The sequence below is a fragment of the Chitinivorax sp. PXF-14 genome, from assembly GCF_040812015.1.
Lineage (GTDB): Bacteria > Pseudomonadota > Gammaproteobacteria > Burkholderiales > SCOH01 > JBFNXJ01.
This window is the reverse complement of sequence record NZ_JBFNXJ010000002.1, coordinates 183,458-206,730: the sequence shown is the minus strand read 5'-3', so window position 1 is coordinate 206,730 and position 23,273 is coordinate 183,458. Positions and strand designations below refer to the sequence as shown.

General features: G+C 63.4%; 20 protein-coding genes and 2 pseudogenes. 15 read left to right on the top strand and 7 right to left on the bottom strand.

Annotation, left to right across the window (positions count from 1 at the left end):
* The first annotated feature begins 4 nt into the window (after positions 1–4).
* The 3 genes from ABWL39_RS03725 to ABWL39_RS03715 all read left to right on the top strand — a co-directional run bounded on the left by ABWL39_RS03725 (position 5) and on the right by ABWL39_RS03715 (position 1,908).
* Entirely contained in the window at positions 5–523 is a 519-nt protein-coding gene (locus ABWL39_RS03725) for a DUF1993 family protein (protein WP_367787263.1), read from the top strand.
* Positions 524–632: 109 nt separating this feature from the next.
* Positions 633–1,286 (top strand): amino acid ABC transporter substrate-binding protein, encoded by a 654-nt coding sequence (locus tag ABWL39_RS03720; protein ID WP_367787262.1) that lies wholly within the window; start codon positions 633–635, stop codon positions 1,284–1,286.
* 205 nt (positions 1,287–1,491) lie between these two features.
* Positions 1,492–1,908, top strand: coding sequence for a hypothetical protein (locus tag ABWL39_RS03715; RefSeq protein ID WP_367787260.1), 417 nt, complete (start codon positions 1,492–1,494; stop codon positions 1,906–1,908).
* Positions 1,909–2,125: 217 nt separating this feature from the next.
* On the opposite strand, the gene ABWL39_RS03710 is transcribed toward ABWL39_RS03715, so the two are convergent.
* Both ABWL39_RS03710 and ABWL39_RS03705 read right to left on the bottom strand, forming a co-directional pair.
* Positions 2,126–2,635, bottom strand: coding sequence for an NUDIX domain-containing protein (locus ABWL39_RS03710; RefSeq protein ID WP_367787258.1), 510 nt, complete (start codon positions 2,633–2,635; stop codon positions 2,126–2,128).
* Between the two features lie 136 nt (positions 2,636–2,771).
* A complete protein-coding gene (locus ABWL39_RS03705) occupies positions 2,772–3,464 on the bottom strand; it encodes a GntR family transcriptional regulator (protein WP_367787256.1) in 693 nt (230 codons plus the stop codon).
* A 210-nt stretch (positions 3,465–3,674) separates the two neighbouring features.
* Between ABWL39_RS03705 and ABWL39_RS03700 the strand changes: the two genes are divergently transcribed.
* Positions 3,675–4,883 (top strand): acetyl-CoA C-acetyltransferase, encoded by a 1,209-nt coding sequence (locus ABWL39_RS03700; RefSeq protein WP_367787254.1) that lies wholly within the window; start codon positions 3,675–3,677, stop codon positions 4,881–4,883.
* Between the two features lie 139 nt (positions 4,884–5,022).
* Complete coding sequence (locus tag ABWL39_RS03695; protein ID WP_367787253.1) at positions 5,023–7,173, top strand: 3-hydroxyacyl-CoA dehydrogenase NAD-binding domain-containing protein; 2,151 nt, start codon at positions 5,023–5,025, stop codon at positions 7,171–7,173.
* 254 nt (positions 7,174–7,427) lie between these two features.
* Here ABWL39_RS03695 and ABWL39_RS03690 read toward each other — a convergent pair whose 3' ends face one another.
* Entirely contained in the window at positions 7,428–8,336 is a 909-nt protein-coding gene (locus ABWL39_RS03690; protein ID WP_367787252.1) for a carbohydrate kinase family protein, read from the bottom strand.
* A 324-nt stretch (positions 8,337–8,660) separates the two neighbouring features.
* Here ABWL39_RS03690 and acpA point away from each other — a divergent pair.
* Positions 8,661–10,160 (top strand): annotated as a pseudogene (acpA, locus tag ABWL39_RS03685) (acid phosphatase); the annotation flags it as partial.
* A gap of 196 nt (positions 10,161–10,356) precedes the next feature.
* Here acpA and ABWL39_RS03680 read toward each other — a convergent pair.
* The gene (locus ABWL39_RS03680; protein ID WP_367787251.1) at positions 10,357–10,659 is read right to left on the bottom strand and encodes a DUF2917 domain-containing protein; all 303 of its coding nucleotides are present in this window, start codon (positions 10,657–10,659) and stop codon (positions 10,357–10,359) included.
* 273 nt (positions 10,660–10,932) lie between these two features.
* On the opposite strand from ABWL39_RS03680, the gene ABWL39_RS03675 reads away from it, so the two are divergent.
* The 5 genes from ABWL39_RS03675 (at position 10,933) to ABWL39_RS03655 (ending at position 17,054) form a co-directional block, all read left to right on the top strand.
* Positions 10,933–12,384 (top strand): PLP-dependent aminotransferase family protein, encoded by a 1,452-nt coding sequence (locus tag ABWL39_RS03675; protein WP_367787250.1) that lies wholly within the window; start codon positions 10,933–10,935, stop codon positions 12,382–12,384.
* A 140-nt stretch (positions 12,385–12,524) separates the two neighbouring features.
* Complete coding sequence (locus ABWL39_RS03670) at positions 12,525–13,613, top strand: DegT/DnrJ/EryC1/StrS family aminotransferase (protein WP_367787248.1); 1,089 nt, start codon at positions 12,525–12,527, stop codon at positions 13,611–13,613.
* Positions 13,603–14,190, top strand: coding sequence for an acyltransferase (locus tag ABWL39_RS03665; RefSeq protein ID WP_367787246.1), 588 nt, complete (start codon positions 13,603–13,605; stop codon positions 14,188–14,190). Before ABWL39_RS03670 ends, ABWL39_RS03665 begins: the two co-directional genes overlap by 11 nt.
* Positions 14,191–14,227: 37 nt before the next feature.
* Positions 14,228–16,294, top strand: a complete 2,067-nt coding sequence (locus tag ABWL39_RS03660; RefSeq protein ID WP_367787244.1) for a tetratricopeptide repeat protein — start codon at positions 14,228–14,230, stop codon at positions 16,292–16,294.
* A 214-nt stretch (positions 16,295–16,508) separates the two neighbouring features.
* The gene (locus ABWL39_RS03655; protein ID WP_367787243.1) at positions 16,509–17,054 is read left to right on the top strand and encodes a tetratricopeptide repeat protein; all 546 of its coding nucleotides are present in this window, start codon (positions 16,509–16,511) and stop codon (positions 17,052–17,054) included.
* A gap of 209 nt (positions 17,055–17,263) precedes the next feature.
* Here ABWL39_RS03655 and guaB read toward each other — a convergent pair whose 3' ends face one another.
* Positions 17,264–18,724 carry an IMP dehydrogenase gene (guaB, locus tag ABWL39_RS03650; protein ID WP_367787241.1) on the bottom strand — a complete coding sequence of 487 codons (1,461 nt, stop codon included), beginning with the start codon at positions 18,722–18,724 and terminating at the stop codon, positions 17,264–17,266.
* Positions 18,725–18,958: 234 nt separating this feature from the next.
* Here guaB and ABWL39_RS03645 point away from each other — a divergent pair, with 234 nt between their 5' ends.
* From ABWL39_RS03645 to ABWL39_RS03630, 4 genes and pseudogenes are all read left to right on the top strand, one after another.
* Complete coding sequence (locus ABWL39_RS03645) at positions 18,959–20,656, top strand: methyl-accepting chemotaxis protein (protein WP_367787239.1); 1,698 nt, start codon at positions 18,959–18,961, stop codon at positions 20,654–20,656.
* Positions 20,657–20,753: 97 nt separating this feature from the next.
* Positions 20,754–21,239 (top strand): annotated as a pseudogene (gene tadA, locus ABWL39_RS03640) (tRNA adenosine(34) deaminase TadA); the annotation flags it as partial.
* Positions 21,240–21,335: 96 nt separating this feature from the next.
* Positions 21,336–21,659, top strand: coding sequence for a GNAT family N-acetyltransferase (locus ABWL39_RS03635; protein ID WP_367787603.1), 324 nt, complete (start codon positions 21,336–21,338; stop codon positions 21,657–21,659).
* Positions 21,660–21,759: 100 nt separating this feature from the next.
* Complete coding sequence (locus ABWL39_RS03630) at positions 21,760–21,951, top strand: putative motility protein (protein WP_367787237.1); 192 nt, start codon at positions 21,760–21,762, stop codon at positions 21,949–21,951.
* Between the two features lie 6 nt (positions 21,952–21,957).
* Here ABWL39_RS03630 and ABWL39_RS03625 read toward each other — a convergent pair whose 3' ends face one another.
* A complete protein-coding gene (locus tag ABWL39_RS03625; protein WP_367787236.1) occupies positions 21,958–22,227 on the bottom strand; it encodes a DUF4936 family protein in 270 nt (89 codons plus the stop codon).
* Positions 22,228–23,253: a folate-binding protein YgfZ gene (locus ABWL39_RS03620; RefSeq protein ID WP_367787234.1), complete on the bottom strand. Its 1,026-nt coding sequence runs from the start codon at positions 23,251–23,253 to the stop codon at positions 22,228–22,230. It abuts the gene before it with no gap.
* Positions 23,254–23,273: the final 20 nt, after the last annotated feature.

Sequence of the window (23,273 nt, the reverse complement as noted above, 5' to 3'; positions counted from 1 at the left end):
GCCGGTGGACCTGTACGCGGCCTCGGTGCCGGTGTTCCAGCGCTATCTGGGACAACTGGCCGGCCTGCTCGACATCGCCGAAACCGATGTCCAGGCGCGGCAGCTCGGCGCCGATGCGCTGCTGCAGGCGCGTCTGGCCCCGAACATGCTGCCGTTCGAGACGCAGGTGCAGATCGTCGCCAACTTCGCCCTGCGTGCCTGCTTCCCGCTGGCGGGCGAGGCCGTGCCGCCGTATGGCGATTTCCCGGCGACGTTCGACGGCCTGCGTGCCCGGTTGTCGCGCGCGGCCCAACTGCTCGGGGCGCTTGAGCCCGCCCGCTTTGCGGCGAGCGCCTCGCGCCAGATCGAGGAGCGCGCCGGCGATGCCGTGCTCACCCTCAACGGTGCTGAGTTTCTGACCCAGTACGCGCTGCCCAATTTCTTTTTCCACCTGACCACGGCCTACCTGATCCTGCGCAGTCACGGCCTGGCGATCGGCAAGGCCCAGTTCGACGGCTTTCACGCCTATTCTGGCGCGCGCTGAGCGGTGGGCAGTGAGCAGCCACCGCGTTGATGGCCTGATGCCGGGTCAAGCCGCCTGCGCGGGCTGCTGCATTGGCTATGATGAAGGATGGTGATGGCCGGAGCTGCCGATGCTTGCGTCTCACACATCCCGCCTGCGGTGCATCGCTGCCGGCATCGTGCTGGCGGCGGCGGGCACGGCGGGCGCCGATACCCTCCGCCTGTGCCACGACGAGGAGGAGGGCGCGACTTGGCGTGATCCCGAGCGCCAGCAGCAGGGCCTGAGCTTTGTCATCGTGCGGCAACTCGAACAGCTGGCCGGCGTCCATTTCCAACTGGTCGGCCGATCGTGGAAGCGTTGCCTGGCCGAGCTGCAGGCCAATCTCTGGGATGGCGCATTCGCGGTCAGTTTCAAGCCGTCGAGGCAGGCAATCGGCGTATTCCCGATGAAGGGTGGCGAGCCCGACCCGGCGTTGCGCGTCCGCACCGACGGCTACAGCCTGTTCCGTCTGCGCGGCAGCCAGCCCGGCTGGGATGGCCGGCAGTTCAGTCATGTGCAGGGCATGATCGGCGCGCAATCGGGTTATTCCATCATCGACCAGCTGCATGCTGCCAAGGTCACCGTTGACGACAGCAGCCGCAATATCGAAGTCATCCTGCACAAGCTGCTGGCGGGCAGGCTGGACGGCGCCGCACTGCTGACCAGCGACGGCATGCAGACGATTGCCAGCCGCCGGGAATATGAGGACGCCATCGAGCGCGTCGATCCTCCGCTGGTCACCTAGCCTTACTACCTGGTGTTTTCCCGCGATTTCTACGCCGCCCACCCCGAGCTGGCCCAGCGGCTGTGGGCCATGCTGCCTGCCGCGCGCGAAGCGGCAAAATAAGCCTTTCGGTAGAATGCCCGCAATCGAGCACCGGCGCGGCCTTCACCGCTACGCCGGGCGCTTCTCCTGAATACCGTATGGCCCGCGATACCGGAAATCCAGCATGCCCAACACCCCCGATCAAGCCTTGCAGCAGGAATGGCATACGCTGCAGAACCACCACGAGCAGCATGAACGCAACGCCCTGTTGATCAAGCTGGCCGCTGTCGCGCTCGCCGCTGCCAGCCCGCTGGCGCTGCCCATCTGGAGTGCCGCGTCCCTCCTGCTGGTGCTGTGGTTGCAGGAGGGCATCTTGCGTACCTCGCAATCGCGCCTGGGCGAGCGCATCCTGCGTATCGAGCAGGTCCTGCGCGCCGCCGCGCCGGCCGCCGCCTGCCAGCTGCATTCTGAATGGCTCGCCGGGCGGCCCGGTACCGCAGGGCTGCTGGCCGAGTATGTGAAGAACGCGCTGCGGCCGACGGTGGCGTTTCCATATGTACCGTTGCTGTTGCTGACTGGCCTGCTGGCCCTGGCTGGCTGAGTGCAAACGCCGCTGGCTTGATCGAGCGCTGCTTCTGGGGTGGCGATGGCAAGCGCTGATCGGGTCTGGAGGCCGGTCCTCATGAATGGCGATAGCTGCCAGCACACCGTCTGGCGGGGTGACTACAGGCCTAGGTAGGGTAGCCACAAAGTCGTGCCGCTGCATGGGGCGGCTGGATTGCCGTCTGCCCCGTTTGCCGCAATGGCGGCCGACCCGCTCAGCCGCGAGCCGTGTCAGCCAAGGCCGCCGGCTGCCCGCGCCGTGCCAGCCAGTCCCACACCGCCTGGCCGGTCACCGAATCCCAGCCTTTGAGCTTGTCGACCGGGATCAGCTTGTAGTCGATCAGCTCCTCGTTGAGCCTGAGCTCGCCGCTGGCTTCGACGTGGAAGGCGAGGATCAGCTGGTTGCGGCGGTAGAGCGGGTAATAGCCGACGAAGCTCGCCGGGCCGGCGTCGAGGTTCAGCTCCTCCTTCACCTCGCGGATCGCGCATTCCTCCGGCTGTTCGTTCGCTTCGAGAAAGCCGGTGATGACCGAGAACAGGCCCTCGGGCCAAGCAGCGTTGCGGGCGAGCACCACGCCGTCGGCAGTTTCGACGATGACCGCGACGACCGGCGTCGGGTTGTTCCAGAACACGAAATCGCAGGCGGGGCAGGCCTGGCGCAGGGCGCCGCCGATTTCACGGTGTTTCAGCTCGGCCGCGCATTGCGGGCAATAGCGATAGGACATGGCAGCTTTCTTGGATGGGGAAGGGCAGATTGCGCCACAAGCCATGCCACGTGCATAGCGACGGATAGCCTCAGATTTCGCCGCTGCAGTGCCTGCCGGCCAAAAGACAAGGCCGCCTGTTGGGGCGGCCTCACGGTCATTTGCGCACTTTTTGCGGTTTTTTCGGCATCAGTGGCGGCTTTTGCCAGTCTTCGGCGTAATACACCAGAAAGCCGACCAGTCGCATCATGAATTCGGTGAAGGCCGCGGCGGCGGCTTCCGAATCGCGCTTGCGGCAGGCCGCGATCACGTCGAGGCGCGTCACTGGGGGTGGGCCATAGCGCTTGGCGAGCTCCATATAGGTCGCCAGGTAGCGCTGGCTGCGTGTCGATACCTGCTTGATCATGGTGAACAACAGCGGCATCTCGAGCTCGGCATACAGCGTGTCGTGGTACTGCATGGCCAGCTGGTAGCGCTTGAGCGGGTCGATTTCCCCCGGAATGCGCTCGGCGACTGCGGCGGCGGCCTCGATCGACGCTTCGCTCATCTTGCGCACGCCCTGGCGCAGCGCCTCGCATTCGAGCGCCGTGTGGATGCGGCCGAGCTCGGACAATTCGCGCACCGTCAGCGGCGCGACAAACGCCCCCTGGAACGAGTGGAACGTCACGAACCCTTCGGTCTCCAGCGTTTTCAGCGCCTCGCGCAGCGGGATCGTCGATACGCCGTAGCGGCGTGCCAGCTCGACCTGGGGCAACACCTCGCTATCGCGCAGGCGGCCGCTCAGAATTTCCTGCCGCAGCAGGTCGGTGACCTGGCCGGCAAGTGTGCGTTGACTAGTGTTGTATCCCATCGCGATGAATGGTAGCAGAAGGCGGGCAAGGCGGCAGCCCAAATGGTGATGAAATCCGCAATCGTTCTAACCAGAAATTTTCCTGCTGGTCTTTTTTGCCAGCCACTTTGGCGCATCGCGTCATTAGCCGTCAGGGCCGCCTAAGATAGAGTGGGCCAGCGTTGCCGGGCTGAGTGCCGGTACAACTTGATTGCAACGAGGAGAACAACGATGACCGAGGCATTCATTTTCGATGCCATCCGAACCCCGCGGGGCAAGGGCAAGAAGGACGGTTCGCTGCACGAGGTGAAGCCGATCACCCTGCTGACCGGGCTGATGCAGGCGCTGACCGCGCGTAACGGCCAATTTGACACGGCGCATGTCGAGGACGTGGTGCTCGGTTGCGTGACGCCGGTGGGTGACCAGGGTGCCGACATCGCCAAGACCGCCGCGCTCGCCGCAGGCTGGGACTGGAACGCAGCCGGCGTGCAGATCAACCGTTTCTGCGCCTCGGGCCTTGAAGCGGTCAACATGGCCGCGCAGAAGGTGCGCTCGGGCTGGGAAGACTTGATCGTCGCCGGCGGTGTCGAGTCGATGTCGCGCGTTGCCATGGGCTCGGACGGCGGCGCCTGGGCGATGGACCCGCAGACCAGTCTCGATACCGATTTCGTGCCGCAGGGCATCGGCGCCGACCTGATCGCGACGCTCGATGGCTACAGCCGCCATGATGTCGATTCCTTTGCCGTCGCTTCGCAGCAGAAGGCCGCCGCCGCGCGTGCCGCCGGCCATTTCAGCAAGTCGATCGTGCCGGTGCGCGACGCCAGCGGCATCACCATCCTCGCCGAAGACGAGTTCATCAAGCCGACCACCACGGCCGACGGCCTGGCCAAGCTCAACCCGTCGTTCGAAATGATGGGGCAGATGGGCTTTGACGTGGTGGCGCTGCAAAAGTATGCGCATGTCGAGCGCATCAACCATGTGCACCATGCCGGCAACTCGTCCGGCATCGTGGATGGCGCGGCGCTGGTGCTGATCGGCAGCGAGCAGAAGGGCAGGCAGCTTGGCCTCACGCCGCGTGCGCGCATCGTCTCGGTCGCACTTACCGGCACCGACCCAACCATCATGCTGACTGGCCCCGCGCCGGCCACGCGCAAGGCGCTGGCGAAAGCAGGCCTGAGCGTGGACGACATCGACCTGTTCGAGGTCAACGAGGCCTTCGCCGCCGTGGTGATGCGCTTCATGAACGAACTGAACGTGCCGGCCGAGAAAGTCAACGTCAATGGTGGCGCGATCGCCATGGGGCATCCGCTGGGCGCGACCGGCGCGATGATCCTCGGCACGCTGCTCGACGAGCTCGAGCGCCGCAACCTGAAGCGCGGCCTGGCGACGCTGTGCGTCGGTGGCGGCATGGGCATCGCCACCATCATCGAACGCGTGTGATTACGTGTCGGCTTTCGTGCGATCGCCTTGTCGGCCGCATCGTCGGCTCCGCGCCGTGCCTGTGCATGGCCTCGTCGCCGGTGCCTTGCTGGCAAGCGCCCCGCCAGAATCCTTCACGTAATCCGGGAGAAAGAGACAAATGACCAACGCAATCCGTTATGACATCGATCAGGACCGCATCGTCACCTTGACGATGGACCTGCCCGGCCAATCGGCCAATACCATGAACGCCACCTACCGCGAGGCGATGGGGGTGACGATCGACCGCCTGGAGCAGGAAAAGGAGCAGATCGCCGGGGTGATCCTGACCTCGGGCAAATCGACCTTCTTCGCCGGCGGCGACCTGAACGAGCTGATCCAGGCCACGCCCGAGCATGCCGACGCCTTCTTTCAGATGGTCGAGGGGCTGAAGCAGCAACTGCGCCGGCTGGAAAAGCTGGGCAAGCCGGTGGTGGCCGCGATCAACGGTGCCGCGCTCGGCGGCGGGCTCGAAATCGCGCTCGCCTGCCATCGCCGCATCGCCATCGACAGCCCGAAGATTCAGCTCGGCCTGCCCGAAGTCACGCTGGGCCTGCTGCCCGGCGGCGGCGGGGTGGCCCGGCTGGTGCGCATGCTGGGCCTGCAGGCCGCCTTCCCCTACCTGATGGAAGGCAAGCGCCTGCGCCCGAAACAGGCACTCGACGCCGGCATCGTCGATGAGCTGGCGGCGGACAGGGACGAGCTGCTCGCCAAGGCCCGCGCCTGGGTGCTGGCCAACCCGGCCGCCAGGCAGCCGTGGGATGCCGACGGCTACAAGCTGCCGGGCGGCACGCCGTCGAGCCCGAAGGTGGCGCAGATGCTGGCTATCGCACCGGCCATGCTGACCGCCAAGACGCACGGCTGCTACCCGGCGCCGGAAGCGATCATGGCGGCGGCGGTCGAGGGCGCGCAGGTCGATTTCGACACCGCGAGCCGCATCGAGTCGCGCTACTTCGTCAAGCTGGCGACCGGCCAGGTGTCGAAGAACATGATCGGCACCTTCTGGTTCCAGCTCAACGAGATCAAGGCCGGCGGCAGCCGCCCGCAAGGCGTGCAGCCATGGAAGGCGAGCAAGGTCGCCGTGCTCGGCGCCGGCATGATGGGCGCGGGGATCGCTTACGCCTGCGCCAGCAGGAATGTGCCGGTGGTGCTGAAGGATGTCGCGATCGAGGCCGCCGAGAAGGGCAAGAGCTACACCCGGAAGCTGCTCGACAAGAAGGTGAGCCGTGGCCAGCTGTCGCAGGACAAGGCGAACGAAACGCTGAGCCTGATCCAGCCGACCACCGATGCGGCCGATTTCGCCGGCTGCGACCTGGTGATCGAGGCGGTGTTCGAGAACCGCGAGCTCAAGGCCAAGGTGACACAGGAAGCCGAGAAATACCTCGCGCCGAACGCCGTCGTCGCGTCGAACACCTCGACGCTGCCGATCACCGGCCTGGCCCGCGCATCGGCCACGTCCGAACACTTCATCGGCCTGCATTTCTTCTCGCCGGTCGACAAGATGGAGCTGGTCGAGATCATCAAGGGCGAGAAGACCTCGCCCGAGACCCTGGCGCGCGCCTTCGACTTCGTGCTGCAGATCGGCAAGACACCGATCGTCGTCAACGACAGCCGTGGCTTCTTCACCAGCCGCGTGTTCGGCACCTTCGTCAACGAAGGCATGGCGATGCTCGGCGAAGGCCTGCCGGCATCGGCGATCGAGATGGCGGCGCTCAAGGCCGGCATGCCGGTCGGCCCGCTGGCGATCACCGACGAGGTCAGCCTGTCGCTGGTCGACCACATCGCCTCGCAGGCCCGAGCTGATTTCGAGGCCGAGGGCAAGCCCTACCCGGGCCACCCGGCCGAGGCCGTGGCCGAGACGATGCTCAAGCAGCAAAAACGTGCCGGCAAGGCAGCAGGGGCGGGCTTCTACGACTACCCGGCAGACGGCGGCAAGAAGCACCTGTGGGCGGGGCTGAACGAGCTGTTCGGCACCCGGGCGGGCGCAGTGGACCTGCAGGAGATGGTCGACCGCATCCTGTTCATCCAGGCCATCGAGACCATCCGTTGTTTCGAGGAAGGCGTGCTGGAGACCGTGCGCGACGCCAATATCGGCTCGATCTTCGGCATCGGCTTCGCACCGTGGACGGGCGGCGCGATTCAATACGTCAACCAGTATGGCCTGGCTGCCTTCGTGCAGCGCGCCGACGCGCTGGCCGCCAAGCATGGCGCCCGCTTCGCACCGCCAGCCTTGCTCCGGGACAAGGCCGCAAAGGGCGAAATCTTCGCCTGAATCACCTCACTGTTGGCTGATGGCGTGTTTGTACCCCGAACACGCCATCGATGATTCGCCGCGCCCAAAAAAGCGCGGCATCTTTTTTTAGTGCCGCCGAGCGTCCCGACCCGCTCGCGGGTCGGGACGCCGGCGAGCACTTATCTGAGGCCCATCCGCAGCATGGGCCGCAGGCGTGCCTACATCAGCGTCTTATCCGGCCCGCTTGCGGGTCGGAACGCCGGCGAGCACTTATCTGCGGCCTACCCCTAGCCTTATGCCGTGGCCTGGCCCAAGGCACTGACAAGTGCCGTAGCATTGATGAAATGCTCATGCGTACCATGCTGGGTGCAGGCAAAGGCGCCGGCTATTGCGCCGGCCTCCATGGCGCTGCGCCAGCCGGCGCCACCGAGGCGTGCCCAGAGGAAGGCCGCGACGAACGAGTCGCCGGCGCCGTTGCTGTCGACGACGGTGCCCGGTGGCGGGGAGATCGGGACGCGCTGCAGGCTCGGCTGTTCGCGCGTGGCGTAATGGCTGCCGCGCTCACCGTCCATGACGATCACCGCGGCCGCTCGGCCATCGCGCAATAGCCTGCCCACCACGTGTTGCCTGTTATCCCGCAGGTTGGCGCCACTGACGAAGACCAGCTCGGAGTGCAGCGCGAAGTCCAGGTGGTAGGGGTTAATGCCGTCCCAGTCGTGCAGGTCGGTCGATACCGGCACGCCCAGCGCCTGCGCGTCGTCGTAGAGGTGGCGGGCCCAATCCATGATCGAGAAGTGGGCATGGCGAGCCCGTTCCAGGTGTGGCCTGTATAGGTCTTCCGGTAGCCGCAGGCCATCGGGGTGGCGGCCGTCGTAGAACGATTGCCGGCGCCCGTGCTTGTCCACCAGGTTGACGCTGCGGCGCGTGCCGGCCGGGTGGAGCTGAAAGCCGAAGGCCAGACCGGTGGTGGCGTAGCGTTCGAGGATCAGGCGTCCTTCGCGGTCGTCGCCGATGATGTCGAGAAACTGCGTCCTGAGCCCGAGCGTGTGGCTGGCCAGGGCCACGCCGTTGCCGGTGTGGGCGACATAGTCGCGGATCGGCGGGACGTGGATCGAATCGGCGGCGGGCACGGGCAGGCTGTCGACGTGCACGATGGTATCGATGCCGGCGCCGCCGATGACGAGCAGGTCCAGGTCGCGCATGAGGGATCTCCTTGGTGTGGTCGGCCCACTCTAGCGCCGGCCCGCGGTCATCACCTGATGATTTGTGCTGACACCCCCATTGGCCGCGGAGAAAGGCCTGGCGCGGGCTTTGCGCGGGGGCCGGGAACTACTAAACTGCCGGGTAATCCATAACACGCCTATTCAAGACTGCCGTTACGTCCCGTTTCCTGCCCGACATCCGGCCCGGCTGCTGCCGTGGCGCTCCTTCGCGGCAGGGCTCGTAGCAGTCTCAACCAGCCTGGCCTGACGCAGTACGCGCATCCGGCGTTGCCGGGCTGTCACGCAAAGAGGATCGAATCAACCATGAATCGCCACATTTCCTGGTGGCTGGGCCTGCCCATGGCCCTGGCTACCTTGCTGCCCGCACCTTTTGCCCTGGCGGCGCCGCTCAACCTGTCCCGCATCAAGAACGTCGTGGTGATCTACGGCGAGAATCGCAGTTTCGATAATCTCTATGGCCTGTTCCCCGGCGCCGACGGCGTGCTGCAGGCCAAGCCCGGCCAGAGCCTGCAGACCGATCGCGACGGCAAGCCGCTGGCCATGCTGCCGCCGATCTGGGGCGGGCTCAACGCGCAGGTGGCGGAGGACAAGACCCTGTCGCTGGCCAATGCGCCGTTCCGCATCGACGACCCGCAGGGCTTCAATCAGCCCCTGACGGTGGAAACACGTGACCTGGTGCACCGCTTCTATCAGCACCAGATGCAGCTCAATGGCGGCAGGAATGACCGCTTTGCCGCGTGGTCCGATGCGGGTGGGCTGGTCATGGGCTATTACGATGGCAGCAAGCAGGCGATGTGGGCCTGGGCCAAGCAGTTCACGCTAGCCGATCATTTTTTCATGAGCGCGTTCGGCGGCTCTTTCCTCAACCACCAGTGGCTGGTCTGCGCCTGCACGCCGATCTACCCTGATGCGGCCAATAGCCCGGCCAAGGGGCGGCTGGCCGTCGTCGAATCCGACGGGATATCGCTGAGCGTGGCGCCAGGCCTGGGCTCGGCGCGGGATGCCAAGCCTCGGTTCGTGCGCGACGGGGCGTTGACGCCGGATGGCTACGCCGTCAACACGATGCAGCCGGCCTATCAGCCGTCGTCGGTGAAGCCGGCGGCAGGGGGCGACGCCGAGTTCGCCGACCCCGCGAGCGACCAGACCCTGCCGCCGCAAAAACAGCTGACGATCGGCGATCGCCTGTCCGACAAGAACATTTCATGGGCCTGGTATGCCGGCGGCTGGAACAAGGCGCTGGCCGATCGCAGCGCGATCTACGGCGATGCCCCGCCCAAGTTCCAGGCGCATCACCAGCCGTTCAACTACTTCGAACGCTATGCGCCGGGCTCCGCGGCACGCGTCCAGCATCTCAAGGATGGCGACGATTTCATCAGGGATATCGAGCAGGGCAAGCTGCCAGCGGTGTCGTTCTACAAGCCGCAGGGGGACTTGAATCAGCATCCCGGCTATGCCGACGTGGCGAACGGCGACCAGCACATCGCCGGCCTGGTGAGCAAGCTGATCCAGAGCCCGCAGTGGAAGACCATGATGATCGTCGTCACCTACGACGAGAATGGCGGCTTCTGGGACCATGTGGCGCCGCCCAAGGGTGACCGCTGGGGGCCGGGCAGCCGTGTGCCGGCGATCATCATCTCGCCGTTTGCGCGGCGCAATCATGTGGATGCGACGCCCTACGATACGACGTCCATCCTGTGGTTCCTGAGCAACCGCTTCGATCTGGCGCCCTTGCCCGGCATGGTGGCTCGGCAGGCCGCACTCAAGGCCAACGGCCAGCCCGAGATGGGGGACCTGACCCAGGCGCTGAGCCCGGAGAATCTGGCGACGCGGGTGCCCGGCGAGCATCATGCGCGTGCCCGTGGCGCGGATACCTCAGGCGGCCGTCACGCGGCGCACAAGGGGCATCACGGCAAGGCGGCCAAGGGCAAGCCGCACAAGGTCACCGGCCATGCCAAGTCGGGCCACAAGGCGCAGGCCGCCAAGCCTGCACACAAGAAGGCTAAGACCAAGCGGTAAGCCGGCCACGGGCGCGGCGTGCGACGCGACCTGCGAGGTCGCGCAGCGCGCCGCCCAGGCGCGACATCAGGCGGGTGCCCGGCCCCTGTACCGCCACCGAGCTGTGCGCCAGCGGCTCGATCACGACGCGATCATCGCTGCGGATCAGATGTGATTGTCCGCAGCGCAACACGATGTCCTGTCCTGCCTCGGTCATCCATACCATGCCACGGGTACAGGTGATCAGGGTCGAGCGGCCGTCGTCCAGCCTTAATACTGAGTGCATCGCCAGTTGGTAGGTTTTCATTGCCGGGCTCCTTTTCTCGTTTCAATTCTTGCTGTTGTGATGCACATCGTAGAGAAAAGGGCGTGGGCTGGTTAGCGCCAAACTGTAATGATTTTTGGGAATACAGACGGCGGTACAGCTAAACTGTAACGGTGTTTGTGCAGTGCAACTGTCACTGGCGATCGAAGGCGTCCTTGCGGACACTGTGGGCTAGCAAAACCTGCCACTGATGTTGCCGCGCATGGCTGATCGAAGCCCGCCGCAGAGCGCGGACAGCTTGCCAAGGAGATACCCATGCAAGTCGAGAAGTCGAGCCTGTTATACGAGTCGCTTGCCAGCGAGATCGCCGCCATGATCGCCAGTGGCGCGATCAAGTCCGGCGACAAATTGCCATCGATCCGTAAGCTGTCGAACCAGCGCGACGTCAGCCTGTCGACCGTGATCCAGGCATTTCGCGTGCTTGAGGATCGCGGCCTGATCGAGGCGCGCCCGCAGGCAGGCTTCTTCGTGCGCCGGGCCAGCATCGGGCGCAGCGAGCCGGCCCTGTCGGCACCATCCTGCGCGCCCTGCGAAGTCGAGATCGACGAATTGCGCTGGCAGATACTACACATGAGCCAGCGCGGCGAGGGCGCGACGCTCGGCTGCGCCGCCATCGATCCCGATCTGTTTCCCACGCAGCAATTGCAGCGGTTGCTATCGTCGGTTGCGCGGCGTTATCCGCGCATGATCGGTACCTATACCTTTCCGCCCGGCAATATCCAGCTGCGGCGCCAGATCGCGCGGCGCTCGCTGGAGTGGGGCGGACAACTGCGGCCAGACGATCTGATCATCACCAATGGCTGCATCGAAGCGCTCAATCTGTGCCTGCGCGCGGTGACCAAGCCCGGCGACGTGGTGGCGATCGAGTCGCCGGCCTATTTTGGCCTGCTGCAACAGCTCGAGAGCTACAAACTGAAGGCGCTGGAGATCCCGACCCATCCCAAGACCGGCATCTCGCTCGAGGCGCTGGAGCTGGCCATGCGCACCAGCGACATCAAGGCGGTGGTGCTGGTGCCGAACTTTTCCAATCCGCTCGGCAGCCTGATGCCGGACGAGAACAAGAAGCGCCTGGTCGATATGCTCGCCACCCGGCGCATTCCGCTGATCGAGGACGACATCTACGGCGATTTCCACTTCGGTGAGCAGCGCCCGCGGCCGGCCAAGGCCTTCGACACAACCGGCAACGTGCTGTATTGCTCGTCGTTCAACAAGGTGCTGGCGCCTGGCTTCCGTGTCGGCTGGGTGGCGCCGGGGCGTTTCCATGGCTCGATCCAGAATCTCAAGATGATCAGCTCGATGGCCACGCCAGAGCTGCTGCAGTTGACGCTCGCCCAGTTCGTCGAGAGTGGTGGCTACGACCACCACCTGCGCAAGCTGCGCCGGGCGGTGTCGGGCCAGGTGCAGAAATATGCCGATGCCGTCTGTCGCTATTTCCCGGCCGATACCCGTCTTGCCATTCCGCAAGGCGGATATGTGCTGTGGCTCGAGCTGGCGCGCGGCTTCGACAGCATCGCGCTGTTGCGCAGGTCGATCGCGGAAAACATCCCGTTCGCCCCGGGGGCGCTGTTCTCGGCGAACCAGAACGAATATCGCCACTGCCTGCGCCTGAACTGCGGCGTGCGCTGGTCGCCCGCCGTCGAAGCGGCAATCCGTCGCTTGGGCGAGCTGGCGGCGGTCTTGCAACCGCACACCGCGCCCATGCATTGAGCGGGTGTGGGCGATATATTCCCGGCATCGGATAAAGCCGTTTTTGGCGAAATAGAGTCGTTGCTCGACTATGCTTTCGACATGCGTTACGATAGGCCCGGTTTGGGATCAGTTGGGCCTGCTGCCTGTCGAGAGCTGTCATGAATATCAACGTAACACGTCCGTTTCTGCCGCCGATCGAGGTTTACCAGCGTTATATCGAGGGGATCTGGAAGCGGAACTGGCTGACCAATCACGGCCCACTGGTCAGTGAACTGGAACTGGAGCTCAAGCATTATCTGGAGCTCGATCACCTGCTGTACGTCACCAACGGCACGATCGCGCTGCAGGTCGCCATCAAGGCGCTGGGGCTGTCCGGCGAGATCATCACCACGCCATTCAGCTATGTCGCGACCACCACGTCGATCCTGTGGGAAGGTTGCACGCCGGTCATGGTCGATATCGACCCGGACACCTTCAACATCAACCCCGAGCTGATCGAGTCCGCGATCACCGAGCGCACCAGCGCCATCCTGGCGACCCATGTCTACGGCAACCCATGCGATGTCGAGGCAATCGAGCAGATCGCCCGCAAACATGGGCTCAAGGTCATCTACGATGCGGCCCACGCCTTCGGCACTAAGGTCAACGGCCAGTCCGTGTTTGGCTACGGCGACATGTCGACGTGCAGCTTCCATGCGACCAAGTTGTTCCACACGGTAGAGGGGGGCGCGATCATCACGCCTCGCCCCGAGTTGCTGAAGGCTGCCTCGCGCCTGCGCAATTTCGGCCACGTGACGGCCGAGAGCTTCGACGGTATCGGCATCAACGGCAAGAACAGCGAGTTCCATGCGGCAATGGGCCTGTGCAATCTCAACTATGTCGACGAGATACTGGCTCGCCGCCAGTTCCTGTCCGAGCGCTATGACAGCTTCTTCGCCAATGTGCCGCTGCAGCGTCCGGCGATTCGCGGCAAGGTGGATTACAACCACGCCTACTACGCGGTGGCTTTCCCCGACGAAAAGACCTTGCTGACGGTGGTGGAAGGCCTGAGCCGTTATTCGATCGCGCCGCGCCGCTATTTCTATCCGAGCCTGAATCGCCTGCCTTATCTCGATTCGCAGGCTTGCCCAGTGTCCGAAGACATCTCGAAGCGGGTGCTGGCCCTGCCGCTCTATCACGACCTGTCGATCGAAGAACTCGACCTGATCGCGCGTATCGTCATCCGGACCATGCGTTATGGCCTCTAGCCCTGTCCAGACCTCGTTCTACTCGCGCGATGAACTGCTGGCGCTGGGCTTCGCGGCGATCGGCGAGTCGGTACAGATTTCGCGCAAGGCATCGTTCTATGGCATTGGGCGTATCGCGCTCGGCAGCCACGTGCGCATCGATGATTTCTGCGTGCTGTCGGCAGGCGAGGGCGGTATCGCGATCGGCAGCTACGTCCATATTGCCGTTTACACCTCGCTGATCGGCGCCGGCCGCATCGAGGTTCAGGATTTCTGCAATCTGTCCTCGCGCGTGTCGGTCTACAGCTCGAACGACGACTACTCGGGCGCGAGCCTGACCAACCCGACCATCCCCGAGGCTTTCAGCCACGTGAGCCATGCGCCGGTGACGCTGGGGCGCCACACCATCATCGGCAGCGGCTCTGTCGTCCTGCCCGGCGTGGTGTGTGGCGAAGGGGCGGCGATCGGCTCGCTATCGCTGGTTAATCGGGATTGCGATGCATTCATGATCTACGCTGGCGTGCCGGCGCGGCCCGTCAAGGCGCGCTCGCGCGAATTGTTGAATGAAGAAAGACGTCTGCTCGCATCGCTTGGTTGAGCGGGCTATTCCTGGGTTTTTGCGGCAAAGTTAAGGTATGAGCAATCTGAACGCCCTGTATATGCAAATTCAGCAGTCGCTGATCAATGGCCGCCTGGCCGAAGCGGCCATGCTGGCAACCAAGGCGCACACCGCCGACCCCGAGGCGGCCGAGACCGGCTACTACATGGCGATCGTCTCGCATCGCATGAACAAGTACCAGACGGCGCATCGCTTTCTCGACGAGGTCATCGCGCGTGCGCCCGAGTATGGCCCGGCATGGCTCGAAAAAGGGCGGGTGTATTACTCGCAGGGCGATTTCGAGGCATCGCTCGACCCATTCTTCACCGCCTGGAAGCTGATGCCGAACAACCCGGCCGTGGCCAAGGATCTGGGCCTGATGCTGGTGTTCTTCGACCGCTTCGGCGAGGCCATCCCCGTGCTCCGTGTCGCGGCTGCCCAGCTCAAGCAGGATGTCGAGGTGTTCAAGTATCTGGGCATCGCGCTGTGTCGCGAGGGCAACGTCAAGAAAGGCCTGGCGACGTTCGAGGCGGTGATTCCCGGCAAGCGCTCCGAGCCTGGCTGGCACACCGTGCTGGGCCAGATCTATCTGTCGGCCGGCCTGCACGACATGGCGCTCAAGTCGGCCAACAACGCGCTCGAAATTCGCAGCGACTTCTACCCGGCCTACGATGTGCGCAATGCCGTGCTGCAGGGGCGGCGCCAGCACGATGCGCTGCTCGACTGCTACGACAAGCTGCTGGCGCGCCAGGTATCGGCGCCCATGCTGGTCAACAAGGCTGTCGTCCTGGTGGCCATGGGGCGCTACGAGGAGGCCCGCCAATGCTACGAGCAGGCTGTCGAGCTGGAGCCCGATAACCATCATCTGATGTCGTCTTTCTGCGGCACCTCGATGTATATGGACAGCCTGTCGGCGCAGCAGGTATTCGAGCTGCACCAGCGCTATGGCCGCCTGGTCGAGGCCTGCACGCCGCTCGCCGATTTCGCCGATCGCCCGCGTGACCCCAAGCGCAAGCTGCGTATCGGCTATGTGTCGGCCGATTTCAACAACCATGCGGTGGCAAAATGGACACTGGGCATGTTCCGCGAGCTTCGCCACGATGATCTCGATGTATACGTGTACTACAACAACGGTATGGTTGACGACACCACGCGCGAATTCATGCGCTGCGCCGATGCCTGGCGCCAGGTCGATCGCATGCCGGACAGCCAGTTGGCGTCGCTGATCGTCGACGACATGATCGACATCCTGGTCGATGTTTCGGTGCACACCCAGGGCCATCGCCTGCCGGTGTTCGCGCGCAAGCCGGCACCGATACAGGTGTCGTGGGTCGGCGTGCCGAATACCTCCGGCCTCACCCGCATCGACTACCGGCTGACCGACGCCTATTTCGATCCCGTCGGCAAGACCGAACACTACAACACCGAAACCTTGTGGCGCATGCCGGATACCCTGTCGTCGCTCGACTGGGATGTGTTCGTCGAGCCAGGCCCACTGCCAGCGCTCGAAAACGGCTATGTGACATTTGGCGCATTCAACCGCCTCGGCAAGATGAGCCGGCAAAGCGTGGCGTTCTGGTCGCAGGTACTGAAGGCCGTGCCGGACAGCAAGCTGCGCCTGATCGTCTTGTCCGCGGATGGCAAGCGCTCGTCACAGGTCGATGGCCTGCTGGCCATGTTCGCGTCGTTTGGCATCGGCGAGGAGCGCCTGCAGCTTGAGGGCGGCAAACCCGTCGCCGAGTTCTACAAAATGCACGACACCATCGACATCCAGCTCGATACCTATCCCTATAGCGGCTCGACGACAACCGCGATTTCGCTGGGGATGGGCGTGCCGGTCGTCGGCTTTGCCGGGGAGGCCAGCGTGAGCCGGGCTTCGTCAATGGTGGTCAGTAATGTCGGCCACCCCGAATGGGTGGTGGAAACCATGCCGGAGGCCGTGGATGTCGCGGTCAGGCTTGCGGCCGATCTCGACCGGCTTGCCGCCCTGAGAGCCGGCTTGCCCGATGCGACCCGTACCTCGCCGCTGTTCGATTCACCGCGCTTTGCACGCAATATGGAGCAGGCATTCCGCGAGATGTGGCTGCGCTACTGCGACGCCTGATCCGCCGATAGCAAGCGGTTTTGACCGTGCCCCGGTTTCAAAATAGAATGATTGCTCGATTATAAGCTGTTGGTTCCAAATGCCGATTTCCTGTGCCGCTGTCAACGGCTGCGGGAGGTCGCCGACGCGGAGCCGTTTTAAAATGTCAGATGCTATGGGGAAGATGTTGAAACATTCGATCGTTATTGCCGCTGCATTTGCGGCAGTCTTGGCAATGCCAGCACAAGCGGACTTTGATTCGGGCCTCGCCGCCTACCACAAGCAGGATTTCGCGACCGCACTGAAGGAATGGCAGCCTCTGGTCGATCAGGGCAATCCACGCGCGTTGAGAAACGTTGGTTTGATGTACTTGCTCGGCCAGGGGGTGAAGGCAAACCCCGACAAGGCGATCGAGTTTCTGCAGAAGGCGGTTGATGGTAACGATCCCGAAGCCATGCGCATCATGGCCCAGGTCTACATCGATGGCCGTGTGCCCAAGCTCGGCCAGAGCCTGCCGATGGGGACCGAGTTGCTGCGCCGTGCCTCGTCGCTTGGCGACACCGAAGCGCAGTATCAGCTGGCCAAGCTGCTGTATCGGGCGGAAAACCTCCAGGCCGCCATCCCATTGCTCGCCACCGCTGCCAATAACGGGCACAAGGCCGCAGCCTTGACGCTGGCACAGATTCTGGAAATGGGCGTCGGCGTGAAGAAGGATCAGGCCGAAGCCGACAAGTACTATGCGATGGCCGGTGGCAAGCCCAAGGATATCAAGCAGAAATAAGCGGCCGCTGCGTGTTCCGGCAGGGTTTTCCTGCCGCCCTGCCAGCCCCTTCGGCGACCCGGAGGGGCTTTTTGTCGCCAGATGTACATCCTGGCCTGGCCTCGCGGGCTGATTATGCCCGGCAGGTCGGCTCGATGGCTTCCATAAAACAGAACCCCCTGCGTCATGGACGCAGGGGGTTCTGTCATTTCCGACACGCAACCGATGGTTCAGTCGACGTGATAGTTGGGTGCTTCCTTGGTGATCTGCACGTCGTGAACGTGGGATTCGCGCATCCCCGCCGAGGTGATTTCGACAAATTCGGCACGCTCGCGCATTTCGTCGATGGTGGCGCAGCCCACATAGCCCATCGATGAACGCAGGCCGCCCATCAGCTGGTGAATCACCGCCGTGATCGGGCCCTTGTACGGTACGCGGCCTTCGATGCCTTCCGGCACGAACTTGTCGGTATTTTTCTCGTTGTCCTGGAAATAGCGATCCGACGAGCCTTGCTGCATCGCGCCGAGCGAGCCCATGCCACGGTAACTCTTGTAGGAGCGGCCTTGATACAGCTCGGTTTCACCGGGCGACTCTTCCGTGCCGGCGAACAGGCCGCCGAGCATGACAGCATTGGCCCCGGCCGCGATAGCCTTGGCGATGTCACCGGAGAAGCGGATGCCGCCGTCGGCAATCATCGGTACGCCTGTACCCTTGAGCGCTTCCGATACATTGTGGATGGCGCTGATCTGCGGCACCCCGACACCGGCAACGATACGGGTGGTGCAGATCGAGCCTGGGCCGATACCGACCTTGACCGCATCAGCGCCAGCATCGACGAGCGCGCGGGCCGCACTTGCCGTGGCGATGTTGCCGCCGATGACCTGTACCTGCGGGAAATGCTTCTTCACCCAGTTGACGCGGTCGAGTACACCTTGCGAATGGCCGTGTGCGGTATCGACGACAATCACATCGACACCGGCTTCGACCAGCAGCTCGACCCGCTCATCCGTGCCTGCACCGACGCCGACAGCCGCGCCAACGCGCAGGCGGCCCAGCGAATCCTTGCATGCATACGGGTGCTCGACCGTCTTGATGATGTCCTTGACGGTGATGAGGCCCTTGAGTTCGAACGCGTCGTTGATCACCAGCACACGTTCCAGGCGATGCTTGTGCATCAGCTGGCGGGCCTCTTCAGGGCTTGCGCCTTCCTTGACCGTGACCAGGCGTTCACGCGGGGTCATGATGTTGGCGATCAGCTGATCGAGGTGCGATTCAAAGCGCAAATCACGGTTGGTGACAATGCCCACTACCTTGCCATTCTCCACCACCGGCAAGCCCGAGATCTTGTGCTGGCGCGTGAGTGCCAGCACCTGCGCCACCGTCATCGTCGGCGGGATCGTGATCGGGTCTTTCACCACACCGGACTCGAAGCGCTTGACCTTGGCGACTTCCAGTGCCTGGGCCTTGGGCTGCATGTTCTTGTGAACGATGCCGATACCACCTTCCTGCGCGATGGCGATGGCCAAGCGCGACTCGGTGACCGTGTCCATGGCGGCGGACACGAGCGGCATGTTCAGTGTGATATCTCGGGTGAGTTTGGTCGCGAGGCTGACGTCGCGGGGGAGTACATCGGAGTGGGCGGGGATCAGAAGAACGTCATCAAAGGTGAACGCTTTTTGAATCACGCGCATGATATTTCCTTGCGGCAAAACAGCATTATACAGACTCGAAGGCCGGCTAGCAAAGATCGGCGCTACCCTGAGTGGTGTCTATAATGGCCCTAAGGGGAAATATATCATTGGCCGTATGGGGCTGGAATGCCGTCAGCAAAGCCGTGATTGTGCTTGTCGTTGCTTGGCACCGAGAGCCTGCGGGCAATGCCGGTGCGGGACGATGCGCTTACCGTATCAGGAGATCATATTGAGATGAAACTGCCTATCTCGCTTCCACATTCGGCCATGAGCTTGAAGCTGCCGCCCAGCAAGGTGCTGGCTGCGATCGGCAAGATGACCATCTACAAGAAGATCCTGATCGCGCCGGTGGTGGCGGTGCTTTTCCTGTTGCTCATCTTTGGCACGGGGTACTGGTCATTGCAGCGCCAGGGCGAGGCGCTCGACGACGTGTACTTGAAGCGCTTCCAGCACTACCAGGCGACATCGGCCGCGAGTCTCGGGTTATCTGGCGTGCATTCGGGGGTATATCGCCTGTTTACCTGGCTCAAGAATTACAACGAGGCCAAGATCAAGGAAACCGGCGCGAAGCTGGATACCGCCATCGGCGTCACGATTGCCGACATGCAGGCGTTCGCCAAGTCGCCCGATCTGACGCCGGATGAAGCCAGGCAGGCCAAGGATATCCTCGTGTCGTTGGCGGACTACCGCAAGAATGTCAGCGGTTCGGTGGATGTCAGCACCATCGACGTGAATACCGCGATGGCGATGATGCAGGCGTCCGACAATATCTTTCAGGCGCTGAGCAAGAAATTCGATGACCTGGTCAAGCTGCAGACAGCGCTGGCCAGGCAGTCCTATGAGCGGGCGGTGAGTGCGCATCGTTCCGGCGTCGGGCTGTCGGTGTTGATCAGCCTCGCGGCCGTCGTGGCGCTGCTGGCGATTGCGACGGTGATGAGCCGGGTCATCACCAACCCGCTACGCACGGCAATCGGTGCGGCTCAGCGTATTGCGCAGGGCGATCTGACGCAGGATCACCAGGTGCGCGGCACGGATGAAACCGCGCAGTTGCTGGGGGCGCTGAAACAGATGCAGGGCGAGCTCAAGTCCATGATCGTGGGCATTTCCGCCAGCGCCGGCCAGCTTGGTACGGCGGTGCACACGATGTCCGAGTCCACCGGCCAGATTAATGACAGCTCCCGCAGCCAGAACGACTCTGCCGCGCAGGCCGTGCACTCGGTAGAAGCCGTTGTGCAAGGCATCGAGCAGGTAAGGCAGACCGCACGCGATGCGACAGCCGTGTCGGAGCGTGCCGCCGAGCTGTCGAGCCAGGGGCAGCAGCTGGCGGTCAAAGCGGTGGAGGAGGTCAACCGGATTGCCGAGACCGTCAGCAAATCGTCGGAAAACATCGCGCGCCTTTACGAGCAGTCGCAGCGCATCAGTGGCATCGCCAACGTGATTCGTGAGATTGCCGATCAGACCAATCTGCTGGCGCTCAATGCCGCGATCGAGGCTGCGCGGGCAGGGGAGGCCGGCAGAGGGTTCGCGGTTGTCGCGGACGAGGTTCGCAAGCTTGCTGAACGCACGCGTGTGGCCACGGTGGAGATCAAGGACATGGTCGACACGGTGCAGAATGAGACGATGGAAGCCGTGCAGTCCATGGAAATTGGCGGTGCGCAGGTCGCCAATAGTGTGAAGCTGATCGACGCCGTGGTTGAGCCGCTGGAACAGCTCAGGGAGGATGCCCGAGGGGCCTACGACAACCTGGTTCGGCTGGCAGGCGTCATCGACGAACAGCACGCCGCCAGCGGGCTCATCACCACGAACATCGAGCGGATCGCCGACATGTCGCAGTCGAACTCGGTGTCGGCAGCTGATGCGGCAAGCTCGGCATCGCATCTTGAGGAGCTGGCCAGCCGGCTGCAGAGGGAAATCAGCCGGTTTCAGATTTGATGGTGACTTGCCACGATCGTCAATAGGTGGGTGGGGGCGGATCAAGTAAAATCTGTCCTCTTCAATCATTCTATCTGAGCGGTCGCCGCCGCCTTATATGCAAAACAAACACGAACGGTTCATGCAAGAGGCCTTGGCCCTGGCTGCCAAAGCCGCTGATGAGGGCGAGGTGCCTGTCGGGGCCGTGGTGGTCAAGGATGGGGTCGTTGTCGGCCGCGGCTGGAATCGACCCATTGCGGCGCACGACCCGACCGCCCATGCGGAAATCCAGGCGCTGCGCGATGCCGCCTCCGCCCTAGGTAACTACCGCCTGGTCGACTGCGATCTGTATGTGACGCTCGAACCCTGCCCCATGTGCGCCGGTGCGATCATGCATGGGCGTATCCGGCGCGTGCTCTATGGCGCCCGCGACCCCAAGACCGGCGTGTGCGGCAGCGTCATCGACCTGTTCGCCGAAACACGGCTGAATCACCATGCCGACGTGGTCGGAGGGCTGCTGGAGTCCGAGTGCGGTACGTTGTTGAAGGACTTCTTTACCCGGCGGCGCCAGCAACATCGGCCGGACAAGACGGCCAAGGCGTCGTTCGAGATTCGGCTGGTGCCGTGGTCGGAGGCCGGTGAGCGTCTGTCTGCCATCAGACGGCAAGTCTTCATCGACGAGCAGGGGATTCCGGCAGCCATGGCGTGTGATGAACAGGACGAACGGGCGACCCATGTCCTGGCGACCGACATGAGTGATGAGCCGATTGGCAGCGGCCGCTTGCTGCCTGACGGCCAGATCGGGCGGATGGCCGTGCTGAAATCATGGCGTGGCAAGGGGGTAGGGCAGGCACTGCTGCAGACGCTGCTTTCAGCCAATGGCAACGCCGCGGAACGGGCCGATGTCTGGCTCATGGCGCAGGCCTCGGCAATCGAATTCTACCGGCGGCAAGGGTTTGTTGCCGATGGTGAGCCATTTGTCGAAGCGGGGATTGTGCATCAGAAGATGAAATTACCGCAGTGAGGCACGCAGTTTTTGCTTGTATTTACAATATAAGTGACTGATTATTCATATTGCCCGTGCCGATGTTGAACCGGTTACGTGCTTTTCAGTCAGTGAGGTGATGATGGATAGCTCCGCAGTTGGCGCAAATGTGCAGGCACAGGCCCTGCAGTCCACGGGTATCTACGCCATGAAGAAGGCCGATCAGGTGACTGCCGATACGGTGGCGACGCTGCTTGGCTCGGTGCAACGGACCGCACCGACTTACAACAATCCCCCGAACCTGGGCAGCAGCATCGACGTGCGAGCCTGAGCCGGCTCAGTTGAACCACTCCTGATGGCGCGGCTGGCCAGGAGGAAGCAGCCCGGCGATGCCGAGTTGCCGCTCCTGCGATGCCAGCTCGCCCGCAAATGCCATGCGGTCGTCGATGCCTTGGTAGATTTCCATCCATAGCAAGGGCTCGTCGCATTTCTCCAGCTTGCGGCCGATCACGCCGGTCTGCCGTGCCATGTTCTCCAGCAACCCCGCAATTTTCGACCCCGCAGCTACGGGGTCGTCGACACGATAGTAGACGTAGAGTTCGGCCATTCAGTGCACGGCGTAAGGCAGTGTCTTGCGTATGAGCACCGGGCCTTCGAGCGAGCCCAGGTGAAGGTCGTGCTCCAGGCTTGCGATCTGCACGACGGCCAATACGTCGAAACCGCCACCTGGCGCGGGGGCTACGTTGGCGATCATGCCGCTGGCCTGGCCGTTCATCTCGGCGCTGTAGAGTTCCTGCCCCGGTGAGACCTCGTCGACTGCCACATGCATCAAGTACATGCGGCGCTTGAGTTTGCCCAGGTACTGCGTGCGTGCAACGATTTCCTGCCCTGGGTAGCAGCCCTTGCTGAAGCTGACTGCGCCGATCAGCTCCATGTTCGCCATTTGTGGGACGAATTGTTCCTGCGTTGCAGGCAGGATCCACGGCGTGCCGTCCTGCACCTCCAGCCAGCTCCAGACGGCCTGTCCAACCGGTTTTGCGTCCTCGGCCAGCTTTTCCCAGATCGTCGCTGCCTGCTCCACCGGCACGGCAAGCTCAAAGCGTTGTGCCGACAGGCGGATCACCGTCACGCCATTGTGGTGGGCCGTATCCATCGGTGCTGCGGGCGCCGGGCCGATGTGCCGCTCGATGAGTGTGGCCGCATGGGTGCCTGCCAAGCCCAGCAGGATGGTGTCCGCGCTCGCATCGGCCGGCTTGGTCTTGCTGCGCAGCACATACATCGATAGCTTTTTCTGGATGGCTGCCTGCAAAGGCTTGGGTAGCTGCAGCAGGTAGGCTTCGTTATCGCACCAGATGAGGAAGTTGGCCAGCATACGGCCTTTAGGGGTGGAGAAACTGCTCCATTGGGCCTGATTGACGCCGAGCTTCTTTACATCGCTCGATAGCAGGTTGTTGAGGAACAGGCTGGTTTCCTCTCCGGTGAAGCGGATCAGGCCGTGATGGGACAAATCAGCCAGCACCGTGTCTTGCCGTGCAGCGTGCAATTCAGCGTGCTGATTGCCGAAGTGCAGAACGGCATCGTCCGAGAAAGTGGCCTGGCGAGTAGCCAGAAACGCGCGCCAAGAGTCGTGCATGCTGTGTCCAGATGTGGTTG

What these genes read in the sequence shown, in the direction of transcription:
- ABWL39_RS03720 (WP_367787262.1), top strand. Translation starts at nt 633, where the DNA reads ATGCTTGCGTCTCACACATCCCGCCTGCGGTGCATCGCTGCCGGCATC.
- ABWL39_RS03655 (WP_367787243.1), top strand. Translation starts at nt 16,509, where the DNA reads ATGCCAGCACAAGCGGACTTTGATTCGGGCCTCGCCGCCTACCACAAG.
- ABWL39_RS03680 (WP_367787251.1), bottom strand. Translation starts at nt 10,659, where the DNA reads ATGAAAACCTACCAACTGGCGATGCACTCAGTATTAAGGCTGGACGAC.
- ABWL39_RS03670 (WP_367787248.1), top strand. Translation starts at nt 12,525, where the DNA reads ATGAATATCAACGTAACACGTCCGTTTCTGCCGCCGATCGAGGTTTAC.
- ABWL39_RS03715 (WP_367787260.1), top strand. Translation starts at nt 1,492, where the DNA reads ATGCCCAACACCCCCGATCAAGCCTTGCAGCAGGAATGGCATACGCTG.
- guaB (WP_367787241.1), bottom strand. Translation starts at nt 18,724, where the DNA reads ATGCGCGTGATTCAAAAAGCGTTCACCTTTGATGACGTTCTTCTGATC.
- ABWL39_RS03695 (WP_367787253.1), top strand. Translation starts at nt 5,023, where the DNA reads ATGACCAACGCAATCCGTTATGACATCGATCAGGACCGCATCGTCACC.
- ABWL39_RS03700 (WP_367787254.1), top strand. Translation starts at nt 3,675, where the DNA reads ATGACCGAGGCATTCATTTTCGATGCCATCCGAACCCCGCGGGGCAAG.
- ABWL39_RS03710 (WP_367787258.1), bottom strand. Translation starts at nt 2,635, where the DNA reads ATGTCCTATCGCTATTGCCCGCAATGCGCGGCCGAGCTGAAACACCGT.
- ABWL39_RS03705 (WP_367787256.1), bottom strand. Translation starts at nt 3,464, where the DNA reads ATGGGATACAACACTAGTCAACGCACACTTGCCGGCCAGGTCACCGAC.
- ABWL39_RS03620 (WP_367787234.1), bottom strand. Translation starts at nt 23,253, where the DNA reads ATGCACGACTCTTGGCGCGCGTTTCTGGCTACTCGCCAGGCCACTTTC.
- ABWL39_RS03675 (WP_367787250.1), top strand. Translation starts at nt 10,933, where the DNA reads ATGCAAGTCGAGAAGTCGAGCCTGTTATACGAGTCGCTTGCCAGCGAG.
- ABWL39_RS03625 (WP_367787236.1), bottom strand. Translation starts at nt 22,227, where the DNA reads ATGGCCGAACTCTACGTCTACTATCGTGTCGACGACCCCGTAGCTGCG.
- ABWL39_RS03690 (WP_367787252.1), bottom strand. Translation starts at nt 8,336, where the DNA reads ATGCGCGACCTGGACCTGCTCGTCATCGGCGGCGCCGGCATCGATACC.
- ABWL39_RS03635 (WP_367787603.1), top strand. Translation starts at nt 21,336, where the DNA reads ATGGCGTGTGATGAACAGGACGAACGGGCGACCCATGTCCTGGCGACC.
- ABWL39_RS03645 (WP_367787239.1), top strand. Translation starts at nt 18,959, where the DNA reads ATGAAACTGCCTATCTCGCTTCCACATTCGGCCATGAGCTTGAAGCTG.
- ABWL39_RS03660 (WP_367787244.1), top strand. Translation starts at nt 14,228, where the DNA reads ATGAGCAATCTGAACGCCCTGTATATGCAAATTCAGCAGTCGCTGATC.
- ABWL39_RS03665 (WP_367787246.1), top strand. Translation starts at nt 13,603, where the DNA reads ATGGCCTCTAGCCCTGTCCAGACCTCGTTCTACTCGCGCGATGAACTG.
- ABWL39_RS03630 (WP_367787237.1), top strand. Translation starts at nt 21,760, where the DNA reads ATGATGGATAGCTCCGCAGTTGGCGCAAATGTGCAGGCACAGGCCCTG.